Annotated in this window: 13 protein-coding genes; 6 read left to right on the top strand and 7 right to left on the bottom strand. The window is 64.2% G+C overall.

Annotated features, from left to right (window positions below):
- Window positions 1-79 precede the first annotated feature (79 nt).
- A complete protein-coding gene (locus AC1DSJ_RS18155) occupies window positions 80-691 on the bottom strand; it encodes a glutathione S-transferase family protein (RefSeq protein WP_054422003.1) in 612 nt (203 codons plus the stop codon).
- 212 nt (window positions 692-903) lie between these two features.
- Between AC1DSJ_RS18155 and AC1DSJ_RS18150 the strand changes: the two genes are divergently transcribed.
- Window positions 904-2,022, top strand: coding sequence for a PQQ-dependent sugar dehydrogenase (locus AC1DSJ_RS18150; RefSeq protein WP_441371082.1), 1,119 nt, complete (start codon window positions 904-906; stop codon window positions 2,020-2,022).
- Window positions 2,023-2,025: 3 nt separating this feature from the next.
- Complete coding sequence (locus AC1DSJ_RS18145; protein WP_054422006.1) at window positions 2,026-2,664, top strand: glutathione S-transferase family protein; 639 nt, start codon at window positions 2,026-2,028, stop codon at window positions 2,662-2,664.
- Between the two features lie 198 nt (window positions 2,665-2,862).
- Here AC1DSJ_RS18145 and AC1DSJ_RS18140 read toward each other — a convergent pair whose 3' ends face one another.
- Both AC1DSJ_RS18140 and AC1DSJ_RS18135 read right to left on the bottom strand, forming a co-directional pair.
- Window positions 2,863-3,771, bottom strand: coding sequence for a DMT family transporter (locus AC1DSJ_RS18140; RefSeq protein ID WP_476760354.1), 909 nt, complete (start codon window positions 3,769-3,771; stop codon window positions 2,863-2,865).
- A gap of 105 nt (window positions 3,772-3,876) precedes the next feature.
- Window positions 3,877-4,254: a DUF423 domain-containing protein gene (locus AC1DSJ_RS18135; protein ID WP_054422008.1), complete on the bottom strand. Its 378-nt coding sequence runs from the start codon at window positions 4,252-4,254 to the stop codon at window positions 3,877-3,879.
- Between the two features lie 172 nt (window positions 4,255-4,426).
- Here AC1DSJ_RS18135 and parS point away from each other — a divergent pair, with 172 nt between their 5' ends.
- Together parS and AC1DSJ_RS18125 are read left to right on the top strand one after the other, a co-directional pair.
- Complete coding sequence (gene parS, locus AC1DSJ_RS18130; RefSeq protein ID WP_175168975.1) at window positions 4,427-4,915, top strand: type II RES/Xre toxin-antitoxin system antitoxin; 489 nt, start codon at window positions 4,427-4,429, stop codon at window positions 4,913-4,915.
- Window positions 4,916-4,919: 4 nt separating this feature from the next.
- Complete coding sequence (locus AC1DSJ_RS18125; RefSeq protein WP_054422012.1) at window positions 4,920-5,432, top strand: RES family NAD+ phosphorylase; 513 nt, start codon at window positions 4,920-4,922, stop codon at window positions 5,430-5,432.
- A gap of 53 nt (window positions 5,433-5,485) precedes the next feature.
- Here the strand turns inward: AC1DSJ_RS18125 and AC1DSJ_RS18120 are convergent, their stop codons facing one another.
- Both AC1DSJ_RS18120 and AC1DSJ_RS18115 read right to left on the bottom strand, forming a co-directional pair.
- Window positions 5,486-6,550 (bottom strand): alcohol dehydrogenase, encoded by a 1,065-nt coding sequence (locus AC1DSJ_RS18120; RefSeq protein ID WP_054422014.1) that lies wholly within the window; start codon window positions 6,548-6,550, stop codon window positions 5,486-5,488.
- Between the two features lie 68 nt (window positions 6,551-6,618).
- Window positions 6,619-7,845 (bottom strand): ABC transporter substrate-binding protein, encoded by a 1,227-nt coding sequence (locus AC1DSJ_RS18115; RefSeq protein WP_441371045.1) that lies wholly within the window; start codon window positions 7,843-7,845, stop codon window positions 6,619-6,621.
- A gap of 227 nt (window positions 7,846-8,072) precedes the next feature.
- On the opposite strand from AC1DSJ_RS18115, the gene AC1DSJ_RS18110 reads away from it, so the two are divergent.
- The gene (locus AC1DSJ_RS18110; protein WP_441371046.1) at window positions 8,073-8,813 is read left to right on the top strand and encodes an IclR family transcriptional regulator; all 741 of its coding nucleotides are present in this window, start codon (window positions 8,073-8,075) and stop codon (window positions 8,811-8,813) included.
- Window positions 8,814-8,936: 123 nt separating this feature from the next.
- Here the strand turns inward: AC1DSJ_RS18110 and rocF are convergent, their stop codons facing one another.
- Together rocF and rocD are read right to left on the bottom strand one after the other, a co-directional pair.
- On the bottom strand, window positions 8,937-9,899 hold the full coding sequence (gene rocF, locus AC1DSJ_RS18105) for an arginase (protein ID WP_175168972.1): 963 nt from the start codon (window positions 9,897-9,899) through the stop codon (window positions 8,937-8,939).
- The gene (gene rocD / locus AC1DSJ_RS18100; RefSeq protein WP_441371047.1) at window positions 9,899-11,134 is read right to left on the bottom strand and encodes an ornithine--oxo-acid transaminase; all 1,236 of its coding nucleotides are present in this window, start codon (window positions 11,132-11,134) and stop codon (window positions 9,899-9,901) included. Before rocD ends, rocF begins: the two co-directional genes overlap by 1 nt.
- 176 nt (window positions 11,135-11,310) lie before the next feature.
- Here rocD and AC1DSJ_RS18095 point away from each other — a divergent pair, with 176 nt between their 5' ends.
- A complete protein-coding gene (locus tag AC1DSJ_RS18095) occupies window positions 11,311-12,132 on the top strand; it encodes a MetQ/NlpA family ABC transporter substrate-binding protein (RefSeq protein WP_156336423.1) in 822 nt (273 codons plus the stop codon).
- Window positions 12,133-12,140 lie beyond the last annotated feature (8 nt).

Genomic DNA, 12,140 nt, shown 5'->3' with positions numbered 1-12,140 from the left:
TCGCATTGGGCTTATAACCGCATTGGGCTTAAAAGCGCATAGGGCTTAAAACGGCATAGGGCTTAAAAGCGCGTCGGGCTTACAACCCTTCCGCCTTCAACGCCGTCTGCACGGCCTTGTCGGCTTCCATGCGCTTGAAGAATGCGGCCAGGTTCTCTTGGCCCGACAGATCCACTTCCTTGGCGTGCGCCCAGCGCAGCACCACGTACAGGTAGGCGTCGGCGATCGACGGCGCGTCACCCGCCAGATACGGCTTGCCCGCCAGTTGGGCGTCCAGTTGCGAGAACAGCTTGGTCAGCAGCTTGGAGGCCGAACCGGCCAGTTCCTTCTGCGCGCCTTCGTCAGACACGAAGCGGCCGGCGCCGAAGATCATCGAGAAGGTTTTGTGGATGTCGGAATTGATGAAGCCCAGCCAGCGGCGGACTTCAGCGCGCGATCGGGCGGTGCCGTCGCCCAGCAGTTTGCTCTGCGGCGATTGTTCGGCGATGTATTCCAGGATGGCGGCGTTTTGCGTGACGGTCCAGCCGTCGTCGGTCAGCGCGGGCACGGCGCCCAGCGGATTCACTTTCAAAAATTCAGGACCCTTGAGGGCTTCACGGCTGAGCTGATGCGTCTCGTAAGGCTTGCCCACCCACTCCAGAACGATGTGGGAAGCGAGCGAGCACGCGCCGGGCATGTAGTACAGTTTCATGTGATGGAGTCTCCTGAGAGGAAGAACGGGAGGCACCCGTCCTTGGGCGTTATGGTACGCCACCGACGGTGCGTTTCGCGTCACGGACGCGTCACATGTTGCGCCATTTGTTATGCCGTCCCTGCCCGCATTCAACCCCGTTGCCGCCGGAGATGTCCATGCAGTCACGCACCGCCGCGAGCCCGCGCGCGATTCCCCTTTTTGTTTCCTCGATGCTGATTGTGGCCGGTGCGTTATATGCCGCAGCGCCTGCGCGCGCCGCGCAGGAGCCGCCGTCGGTGGCCGCGCGCGTTACGGCCGTGGTGGGCGGATTGGATCATCCTTGGGCCATGGCTTTTCTGCCGGATGGTGGCGTATTGATCACGGAGCGGCCCGGTAAGTTGCGCTTGCTGCGCACCCCGGGCGGTTTGTCCAAGCCGCTGTCGGGCGTGCCCAAGGTGGCGGCGTCGGGGCAGGGCGGGCTGTTGGATGTGGCGCTGTCGCCCGACTTTGCGACGGATCGCTATGTCTATCTGTCTTACGCGGAATCGGATGGTGATAAAAGCGGCACGGTCGTTGGCCGGGGCCGCTTGTCGGACGACGCGACCGGCCTGCAAGATTTCAAGGTGCTGTTCCGCCAAGAACCCAAGCTGTCTTCCGGGTTGCATTTCGGATCGCGCCTAGTGTTCGACGGCAAGGGCTATCTGTTCATCTCGCTGGGCGAAAACAACCAGCGCCCGACGGCGCAAGATCTGGACAAGCTGCAAGGCAAGGTGGTGCGGCTGAAGGTGGATGGCACGGTGCCGCCGGACAATCCTTTCGTGGGCAAGGCAGGCGCCCGCCCCGAGATCTGGTCGTATGGGCATCGCAATCCGCAAGGCATGGCGCTGAACCCCTGGTCGGGCGAGCTGTGGGAAAACGAGCACGGCCCGCGCGGCGGCGATGAGATCAATCTGATCCAGCCAGGCAAGAACTATGGCTGGCCGCTGGCCAGCTATGGCATCAACTATTCCGGCCAGCCTATTCCTGAAGCCAAAGGCGAAACCGCGCCTGGCACCGAGCAGCCGCTGTTCTGGTGGGCAAAGTCGCCTGCCATCAGCGGCATGGCTTTCTATAACGCGGATCGTTTTCCCGCCTGGCAGAAATCGGTGTTCATTGGCGCGTTGGCCAATCAGAACCTGATCCGCCTGACGCTGGATGGCAACCGTGTGGTGGGACAGGAGTGGTTGCTGGTGGACCGCAAGAGCCGGATACGCGACGTGCGGCAAGGGCCGGACGGGTATGTGTATGTATTGACCGACGCATCGCCTGGACAATTGCTGCGGGTGGCGCCGGCCGAATCAGGGGGGTAAGCGATGAAGACCTATGAGCTGATCGGATCTCTGGGCTGCGGTTCGGCCATCGTTGAAATGGCGTTGGTGCTGGCCAATGTGCCGCACAAGCTGACGGACGTGCCGTATTTGAAGCCCGGCCCTGAGCGCGACCGCTTGTTGCATCTGAATCCGTTGGGGCAAGTACCCACGCTGATTACGCCGGATGGCGAAGTCATGACTGAAAGCGCCGCGATGATTCTGCATCTGCATGACGTGGCCCCGCAGGCAGGCTTGGCACCCGCGGCGGACAAGCCCGAGCGCGCGCATTTTTTGAACCTGCTGCTGCGGCTGGTGGGGGCTATCTACCCGACGTTCACGTATGGAGATAACCCTCCGCAATGGACAACGGAAGGCGCGGCCGCCGAGTTATTGCGCGAGCGCGTGCATTCCAGGCGGGCAGAGTTGTGGCAGGAATTGGAACGGCAAGCGGGCACGCCGCACATGCTGGGAAAGCGTTTTTCGGCGTTGGACCTGTATGTGACGGTGATGACGCACTGGCGCCCCGGCCAGGCGTGGTTTACCGCGGAATGCCCGGCCTTGACGGCGGTGGCGCGCGAGGCCGCGCTGGAGCCGAACGTGGCGCGGGTGCTGAGACGGAATTTTCCGCCGCCAACTGAATAGCGGCGACGAATTGCGGCAACCAATGGCGGCATCCCGTAGCGGCAACCCGTAGCAGCAACCCGTGGCGGCATCCCGTAGCAGCATCCCGTAGCAGCAACCCGTAGCAGCAATCCGTTGCGGCAACGAATCGCGTCCCCCCCAAAGCGCAATGCCTGGCGGCGAGCCGCACGCCGACGCGCACTGCTCGCCGCTATTCGCTTATGCCTTGACGCGGCGTTTGCCTTTGCCTCGCGCTTCACGCACCGCGATGTACACGCCGCTGCCCGCAATAAACAACGCACCCAGGTACGCAAAGGCATCTGGCGCTTCACGCCAGAAGATCCAGCCCAGAATCGTGGCCCAGATCAGGCCGGTGTAATCGAAGGGCGCGACGACGGATGCCGGGCCAATCCGGAAACCCTGCGTGATCAGCCCCAGGCCCAATGTGCTGAACAGCGCAATGCCGAAGAAGTAGGGCAGATGCTCCATGGCGGGCGTCTGCCATACCCACGGCAGGGCGACCGCGCTGCACACCAACTGCCCCAGCACGATATAGAACGTGGTCGTCAGCATGCCTTCGCCGCGGTTGATGCCGCGCGCGGTGATCATCATCACGGCATACAGCAGCGCGGTTGTCAGCGGGTACAGGGTGGCCGCCTGGAAAGTAGCGGAACCGGGCCGCACCACGATCAGCACGCCGGCAAARCCGGCCAGCACCGCCAGCCAGCGCTTGCCGTCCACGCGCTCTTTCAGGATCAGCACAGACAGCGCCGTCACGAACAGCGGTGCGGCGAAGGCGATGGCGGTGGCTTCGGCCAGCGGCAGCGCGCGCAAGCCCAGATAGAAGCAACAGGCTGACACGACGTTGATGGCGCCGCGCGTCAGATGGAGGCCCGGGTGTGTAGTGCGCAACACGCGCCGGCCGCCCAGCCACAGGGCCAGCGCGGTTACGAAGGGCATCGCGATCAAGGCGCGCAGGAACAGGATCTGGAGCGGGTTGTAATGTTCTCCCAGCCACTTGGCGTTGGCGTCGCTGAGCGTCAGAAAGAAGATGCCGCCCACCACGCAGGCGATGCCTGCGGCAGCGGAATGGTCCCGGGCGGCGGGTAATACAGTCGAGGAAGACATCGGAAACCTGCTAGGGCGGCGGTTCCTGCCGCCGTGGGGAAAGGGGGGCGCAGCCCGCGTGTGCAAGGGGCGCTTGCGGTGGCCGTGCGGATCAGCGCAGAGGGGTTAGCCCTGCGCGCGGTAGGCGGCCAGCGCCACCATCGCCCACGCAGCCAGGAAAGCCGTTCCGCCAATGGGCGTAACTGCGCCCAGCCAATGGATGCCGGTCAGCGACAGCACATACAGGCTGCCCGAGAACAGCACGATGCCCATGAACATGACGAAGCCGGCGGCGGACAGCAGCGGCGAGCCGAATCGGGCGCCCAGCAGCGCAATCACGAACAGGCCCAGCGCGTGGATCAGGTGATACAACACGCCGGTTTGCCAGACGGACAACAATTCGGGGGTCAGCATGCGCTTCAAGCCGTGCGCGCCAAAGGCGCCAGCACCCACCGCCACCATAAGATTCAACGCCGCGAGTATCGTGAGCTGCCGGTCCGTCATTGCCAGTCCTTAAAAGTGATCGTGTGTAACGCCGCCTATGATATGCCCAAATTCGGTGCATGCCCGCCAGGCCGCGCCTGGTTTAGCGCATTCCAAATGGGATATCATAAATTCTGTTTGGAAAATACGTGCTTCTGGCGACAGGCCGGAAGCAACGCTACGGGAGCCCGCCATGACCATTGCCATCACCGGCAAAACCGCTGAAAAACGTGACGCATCGTCCAAGCGGCCGCCGCGCCGTGTGACTGCGGCCCGGGCCAAGCAACTGTTTCAGGAACTGGTGGACAGCCCGCTTAGCGACATGGCCCGCGATGTGCGGCGGGGGCTGCCCGCGCAAATGGTGGACGACGCGGCCGACTTCCTTCAAGTGCCCAAATCCGAAATCATGGCGATCACCGAGGTCAAGGCGGCCTCATTGTCGCGCTGGACGCGCGAAGGCCAGATGCTGCCGCTGGGCGAATCCGACCGCCTGGCGCGCGTCGCCCGTGTGGCGCGGGTGGCGCGGCAAGTGTTGGGCAGCGACGAAGAGGCCGTGCTGTGGCTGAACACGCCCGTGCCGGCATTGGGCAACGTCAAGCCCTTGTCCTTGCTGACGTCGGATGCCAGCAGCCGCATCGTTGAAGACACGCTGGCCCGCGCGGCGGCTGGCGTCTACGCCTGACCCCATGAGCGACTACGTTTCCTTATGGCGTATCGGCACAACCGCCGGCACCTACCGCGCCGATGACTTGAGCGGCGCGGGCGCTGCGGCGGTGGGCGGGCGCTACAACAGCCCGGGTACGGCCGTGGTGTACACCTCTTCAAGCGTGGCGCTGGCCGTTTTGGAAACCGTCGTGCATTTCGCCGTGCGCGCATCCGAACAGGCCAACCGCTATCTGATCGAAGTCGCCGTGCCGCGCGCGGTGTATGACGCCCGGCAGGTGCTGACGGTCGACCAATTGCAGCGGGACTTTCCGTTCTGGGAGGCCGTGCCGTTTGCCGAGGCGTCGCAGGCGGTAGGCGACAACTGGGTGGAATCCGGGGTGTCGGCCTTGTTGGAGTTGCCCAGCGCCATCGTCGGCTACCGGGGCGTGCCGGATTGCAATGTCCTGATCAATCCGGGTCATCCAGATGCCGAGCAGATTGTGGTCGTGCGGCGCGAACGCTTTATCTACGACCCCCGGCTGCGGCCGGGCTGAAAATAGCCCGATCAAAAGCAAAAAGGGGAGCTCATGGCTCCCCTTTGTTGCGTTTAGGCCTCCGTCGTCAGCACCGCGCGTCCCACCACTTTGCCTGCACGCAACGACGCCAGCACGCTGTCGGCTTCCGCCAGCGCGTGACGGTGCACCGGCATCGGCGGCACTTTGCCTGCACGCACCAGGTCCATCAGCTCTTGCAGTTCGGTCAGGTTGCCGACATAGCTGCCGATGATCGACATGGCCTTCATCGGGATCAACGCGATCGGCCACGACGAAGCGCCGCCGAACAGGCCCACGATGATCAGCTTGCCGCCCTTGGTCAGGAAGTCGAACGCCAGCGACGTGGTGGCGGGCGCGCCGACGAGATCGATTGCGGCTTGCACGGGTTTGCCGCCCGCCGCCTTGATGATCTGCTGCGCGGCATCGGGCGCGGCGCCGTCAATCGCGGCGAGTGCGCCGGCTTCCAATGCGGCCTGGCGCTTGGCGGGGTCGATGTCGACCACGATGGCGCCCGCGCCGCCCAGCGCCTTGATCAGCGTCAGGCTCATCAGGCCCAGGCCGCCTGCGCCGAAGATCACCACCGGGTGCTCGCGGTAGACGTCGGCGCCAATCTTCTTCAGTGCGGAGTAAGTCGTCAGGCCCGAGCACGCATACGGCGCGATCTGCGCGGGTTCCAGGTCGCCGATGTCGATCAGGTACTTCGGATGCGGCACGACGATGTGGTCGGCGTAGCCGCCGGCGCGGTGCACGCCCAGGCAGGCGGGGGCGCTGCAATGGTTTTCCATGCCCGCCAGGCACGGTGCGCATTTGCCGCAGCCGATCCACGGGTAGACGAGGTAGTTACGGTCGTTCGACAGCCCTTGCGCGTCGGGCCCGGCCGCTACCACGCTGCCAACGGTTTCATGGCCCATCGTCAGCGGTAGCGACACGCCGCGATCTTTCAGGGCCAGGGTGCGGCCCTGGCCCAGGTCGTAGCCGCCTTCCCACAAGTGGATATCGCTGTGGCACACGCCCGCCGCGCGAACCTTGAGCAGCACCTGCGTGCCCTGCGGCGTGGGCGTAGGCTGCTCCATTTCCTGCAAGGGTTCGCGGAAGTTGACGACGCAATAACACTTCATGGGAAAGTCTCCTTGGGTTTTCTTATGTCCGGGGCCTCAGCCTACACCTGGGGCGAAGCGCTGACGATTCACTTTTTGATGAGGGGGCATTCGCTGTCAGCCAGCGACACGAACACCTTGTCGCCCGGCACCGTGGACAGGATGCGGTAGAAGTCACCCGGGTATTTCGATTCGGCGGGCTTTTTCACTTCGACCAGATACAAGTCCATGATGACGCGCCCGTCTTCAGGACGGATACGGGCATTCTTGATGAGTTTGGTGGTGATGGGCAACTCGCGCATCTTCTGATTGACGGCGGCGGCCTCGAAGGTGCCGGCGGCTTGCGCCGCTTGCAGATAATGCGTGGTGGCCACGTAGCTCAGCGCCTGCACGATTGACGGCGGACGCGTCACGCCCATCTTCTTCTGCCAGCGCTGCGTCCAGGCGCGGGTGTCTTCATCGGCGTCCCAGTAAAAGCCGGTGGGAAACGTCAGGCCTTGCGCCACGGGCAGGCCCATCGCCTGCACATCGTTGATGAAGGTCAGGAAGGTCAGCATGCGCTGCTTGCCGCCCGTTAGCCCGAATTCCTGCGCCTGCTTGATCAGATTGACCAGGTCGCCACCGGCGCTGGCCAGGCCCACGACATCGGCCTTGGACGATTGCGCCTGCACCAGGAACGACGCGAAATCCATCGCGCCCAGCGGATGCCGGGTGCTGCCCACCACCTTGCCGCCCGCGTTCTGCACAAAGCGGGTGGCATTGCTTTCCAGTGATTTGCCGAAGACGTAGTCGGTGGTGATGAAGTACCAGGACTTGCCGCCGCTTTCCACCACGCTTTTCACGACCGCGTTGGCCAGCGCATAGGTGTCGGGCGCCCATTGCGTGCTGAGATTGCTGCATTGCTTGCCGCTGAAGTCGCCGGCAAAGCCGCCGCTGATCAGCGCCGTGCCGCCTTTTTCCTTGGCCACGCCCTGGGCCGCCAGGCCGGCAGAGCTGGCGCCGCCGTCCACCACCGCTACCAAACCCTGCGTGTCGAACCACCGCCGCACCAAGGCCGAGGCCACGTCGGCCTTGTTCTGGTTGTCGGCGCCGATGACTTCCACGGTCTTGCCCGCCACCTTGCCGCCGAAATCTTCAACGGCCATGCGCACGGACATCTCAGAGCCCAAGCCGCCCAGGTCCGAGTAAATGCCAGAGCGGTCATTGGACACGCCCAGGCGGACGACGTCCGATTGGGCGTGGGCTGGCGTGATGGCGAACGGGCCGAATGCAGCCGTCGCGGCGGCCACAGCCGCCAACAGGGGTTTGATACGCATCTTTCTGTCTCCTCAGCCCCATCCGGGCCGAATGTTTGAGTTTTTTGGTGATGACGCGAGACCGCTGGCGGGGCGCCGGTTCTCCAGCCGGCTGAAATTTATTTCTTATTGGTGAATAAAAATTCCTGTGCAAGAATTTAGGTTCGCCCATATGAAAAGTCAACATAGTGGATTACCTAGCAGATTCAGGCATTTCGCTCAGGTAAATCCGAACAGGGGTCGCCACCATGGAAGTGAAACTCGTTGCCCGCACGCTGGATGTGATCGAGCTGTTTGCGCAGGCCCGCCGGCCGCTGCCGCTGACCGAACTGGCCCAAGGCCTGGGCGCGCCGATGTCCAGCTGTCTGGCGCTGGTGCGCACGCTGGTCGCGCGCGGCTATCTCTACGAAGTGCGCCGCCGCGGGGGCTACTACCCCACGGCGCGATTGCAGGCGTTGAGCGCGTTGATTCAGACGGGTGACCCCTGGCTGGAACAGGTCCGCCCGCATCTGCTGGCGTTGCGCGACGCCGCCAATGAAACCGTGATGCTGGGCAAGATCCAGGATGGCGCGGTGGTGTTCCTGGATGTCGTGGAATCCATGCAGCCCGTGCATTACGCCGCGCGGCCGGGTGAACGGCGGCCATTGCATACCAGCGCGGTGGCCAAAGCGATCTTGGCGCGCATGACCCCAACGGAACGCGATGGCGTCTTGGCCGCCGCCGATTTCCGTCGCTATACGGAACACACCTTGGCCACGCGCGACGCGCTTTGTGCCGAGGTAGAACGGGTCCAGGTGCAGGGCTGGGCCGCGAACGTGGGGGAGAGCGTGGAAGATTTGACCGGGCTGGCCGTGGCGCTGGATCTGGGGGGGGAATGGTATGCGCTCTGCATGGCGGGCCCGACACCGCGCGTCTGGGCGCAGCGCGAACCGAACCTGCACCATTTACAGGCGGCGGCAGAGGCCATCCGGCGCACGCGGGAAGGGTAGCGGTGGGGCCGGCGAAGGCGCAGGCCCACCGGGGGATCAAGGTGGATCAACGGCCGATCAACGGCCGATCAACGGCGGATCACCAGCGGATCAACGGTGGATCAACCGCAGATCAACCGCGGATCAGCTGCCGCGCCGCATCAGCGTGGACTTGCCGAACAGGCTTTCGATCAGGTCCACCGCCAGCTCGGCCGTCTTGTTGCGCACGTCGAAGGCGGGGTTCAGTTCCACTACATCCAATGAACGCATCAAGCCCGTGTCGGCAATCATCTCCATGCAGAGCTGCGCCTCGCGGTAGGTCGGGCCGCCCGGCACGGTTGTGCCCACGCCCGGCGCGATGTCGGGGTCCAGGAAATCCACGTCAAAACTCACGTGCAGATGCGTGTCGGCATCCAGGCCGGCCAGCGCCGCTTCCATCGTGGCGCGCATGCCCATCTCATCCAGATAGCGCATGTCGAACACTTCCAGCCCCGCTTCATGCACCAGCCGCTTTTCGCCCTGGTCCACGCTGCGGATGCCAATCTGGCGCACCCAGCCGGGTTCGATGTCGGGCGTCTGGCCCGACATGCCGATGATCTGTTCCGGCCCATAGCCGCACAGGCACGCCACCGGCATGCCATGGATATTGCCGGTGGGCGTCAGTGCGTGGGTATTGAAGTCGGCGTGCGCGTCCAGCCACAGCACGCGCAGCTTCTTGCCTGCTTCGCGGCAATGGCGCGCGACGGCGCTGATGGAGCCGATGCCCAGGCAGTGGTCGCCGCCCAGCAGAATGGGCATGCGGCCCAGGCTTAGTTCGGCGTAGACGGCGTCGTGCACGGCCTGGTTCCAGGCGGTGACTTCTTCCAGATGGCGATAGCCGTCCACGGGAGGCAGCCACGGATTCGCCGGCCCGTACAGGTTGCCGCGGTCCGTAACTTCAAACCCCTGGGCTTCGATGACCGCGCCCAGATCGGCCACACGCAAGGCTTCCGGGCCCATCGACGCGCCGCGAGCGCCCGCGCCAATATCCGTGGGCGCGCCGATCAGGGTGATTTGAGTGGGCAGGGTGGCGGTGTTCTGCAAAGTGCGGACTCCGGTTGGGTTCATCAAGGGGCGGATAGTACCGCGGCTAATTGGTCGCACGCCCAGTCGATCTGTTGGCGCGTCACGATCAGCGGCGGCGACAGGCGCAGCGTGTGCCCGTGGGTGTCTTTGACCAGCATGCCGCGTGCCTGCAAGCGTTCGCACCAGCGGCGCGCGCCGCCCGCGTCAGACTCCAGTTCCACGGCCAGCATCAGCCCGCGTCCGCGCACGTCGCGCACCGGGCCGGGCAACGCGCGCAACCGCTCCAGGAAATAGGCGCCCATGGCCGCGGCGTTATCGATCATGCCTTCGTCGGTCAGCACCTGTAGCGCGGCTCGGGCCACGGCGCACGCCAAGGGGTTGCCGCCAAACGTGCTGCCATGCTGGCCGGGCTGGAACACACCCAGCACGTCCGCATTGGACAGCACCGCCGACACCGGATAGAAGCCGCCCGACAACGCCTTGCCGATCAAGGTGACGTCGGCTTCGATGCCCTCATGTTCTTCAGCCAGCAGCTTGCCCGTGCGGCCCAGGCCGGTCTGGATTTCATCCAGGATCAGCGTGATGCCTTGCTCGGTGCAGCGCTGCCGCACGCGCGTGAAATACCCGGGGGGCGGCAACACCACGCCCGCTTCGCCCTGAATCGGTTCCACCAGAAAGGCAACGGTGTTGGGGGTGATGGCGGCGTTGAAGGCGTCGTAATCACCAAAAGGCACCACCTTGAATCCCGGGGCGAAGGGGCCATAGTGGCCGTAGGCGTCGGGGTCGGTTGAAAAGCCCACGATGCCCAGCGTGCGCCCATGGAAGTTGTTGGCGCAGACGATGATTTCGGCCTGGTCTTCCGGCACACCGCGCACTTCGTAGCCCCATTTGCGTACGGCCTTGATGGCGGTTTCGACGGCTTCCGCGCCGCTGTTCATCGGCAGGATCTTGTGCGCGCCGGTCAAGCGCGCCAGGTCTTCGTAGAACGGCGCCATCTGGTCATGGCGAAACGCGCGAGACGTCAACGTGAGCTTTTGCGCCTGCTCGACCATGGCCGCCAGAATGCGTGGATGGCAGTGTCCTTGGTTGACGGCGGAATACGCTGACAGGCAATCCAGATATTTGCGGCCTTCTACGTCATAGACCCAGACGCCGCTGCCGCGCGCGATGACGACGTCAAGGGGATGGTAGTTGTGCGCGCCCAGTTGGTCTTCGATCTGGTCGCGGCGGCGGGCGGCGGACCGCAAGCTGGGCAGGGTGGTCAGAACGTCGTTCATGGGGCCTCCCGAGGCGAATGACAGCCAACATCGGTGCGGTCATCTTAGCGCTGTCGCCCGCGCCATGGCATTGCCATTGCGTGACAAAGGCTATTGGGCAGGGGGCGGCCAAGCTGCTGCACAATAGCGCCTATGCCGGGCGGCGCCCGGTTTTCCCTATTTACCGGAAGGCATTCATGTTTTTGCACCCCTTGCTGTTGAAACTCACGCGCGGCGCCGCCGTGGCGGCCTTGAGCGTGGCGGCGTGCGCGCCCGCGCTGGCGCAAGACAAGCCCCTGCGCATCGGCGTGATTCCCAGCGTGGCGAACGAAGCCACCGAGCTGGCCATTGCCCAGGCCAAAAAGGAAGGGTTGGACGTCAAGCTGGTGGAGTTCAATGATTGGGTGCTGCCCAACATCGCCGTGGCCGATGGCTCGGTGGATGCCAACTTCTTTCAGCACGAGCCGTTCTTGCAGCTGTTCAACCAGCGCCGCAACGCCAACCTGACGCCCATCGCCTACGGCTACTCGACCACGATCGGCCTGTTCTCCAAGAAGCTGAAAAAGGGCGATACGGTGCCGGACGGCGCCACCATCGCTGTGCCGAATGACCCCGTCAACACGGGCCGCGCGTTGCTGCTGCTGGAATCCGTCGGGCTGATCAAGCTGAAGCCGGGTGTGGCGCATCAGGCCACGTTGCAGGACGTGGTGTCCAACCCGAAGCAGCTGAAGTTTGTGCAGATCGAAGGGTCGCAATCCGCGCGCACGTTTGACGACGTGACTGCGTCGGTGACCTACACCACGTTTGCCAAGCAGGCCGGCCTGAATGAAAAAGATGGTCTGGCGTTCGACAACACCGACCCGGAAAGCATTCGCCGCTATGCCATCCGCTGGGTGACCACGCCCGACAAGGCGCAAGACCCGCGCCTGTTGAAGTTCATTGCCATCTACCAGAATTCGCCGGAAGTGAAGAGCACGCTGAAGCGCCTGTACGGCGACCTGATTTCATTCCCCTGGTAAAGCGGGCT

Source organism: Achromobacter sp. 01N37, assembly GCF_056399725.1.
The sequence above is the reverse complement of the archived record's forward strand: the minus strand, read 5'-3'. Positions and strand labels throughout refer to the sequence as shown.

Coding starts and splice junctions, on each gene's coding strand:
- AC1DSJ_RS18155 (WP_054422003.1), bottom strand. CDS start 691: ATGAAACTGTACTACATGCCCGGCGCGTGCTCGCTCGCTTCCCACATC.
- AC1DSJ_RS18150 (WP_441371082.1), top strand. CDS start 904: ATGCTGATTGTGGCCGGTGCGTTATATGCCGCAGCGCCTGCGCGCGCC.
- AC1DSJ_RS18145 (WP_054422006.1), top strand. CDS start 2,026: ATGAAGACCTATGAGCTGATCGGATCTCTGGGCTGCGGTTCGGCCATC.
- AC1DSJ_RS18135 (WP_054422008.1), bottom strand. CDS start 4,254: ATGACGGACCGGCAGCTCACGATACTCGCGGCGTTGAATCTTATGGTG.
- parS (WP_175168975.1), top strand. CDS start 4,427: ATGACCATTGCCATCACCGGCAAAACCGCTGAAAAACGTGACGCATCG.
- AC1DSJ_RS18125 (WP_054422012.1), top strand. CDS start 4,920: ATGAGCGACTACGTTTCCTTATGGCGTATCGGCACAACCGCCGGCACC.
- AC1DSJ_RS18120 (WP_054422014.1), bottom strand. CDS start 6,550: ATGAAGTGTTATTGCGTCGTCAACTTCCGCGAACCCTTGCAGGAAATG.
- AC1DSJ_RS18115 (WP_441371045.1), bottom strand. CDS start 7,845: ATGCGTATCAAACCCCTGTTGGCGGCTGTGGCCGCCGCGACGGCTGCA.
- AC1DSJ_RS18110 (WP_441371046.1), top strand. CDS start 8,073: ATGGAAGTGAAACTCGTTGCCCGCACGCTGGATGTGATCGAGCTGTTT.
- rocF (WP_175168972.1), bottom strand. CDS start 9,899: ATGAACCCAACCGGAGTCCGCACTTTGCAGAACACCGCCACCCTGCCC.
- rocD (WP_441371047.1), bottom strand. CDS start 11,134: ATGAACGACGTTCTGACCACCCTGCCCAGCTTGCGGTCCGCCGCCCGC.
- AC1DSJ_RS18095 (WP_156336423.1), top strand. CDS start 11,311: ATGTTTTTGCACCCCTTGCTGTTGAAACTCACGCGCGGCGCCGCCGTG.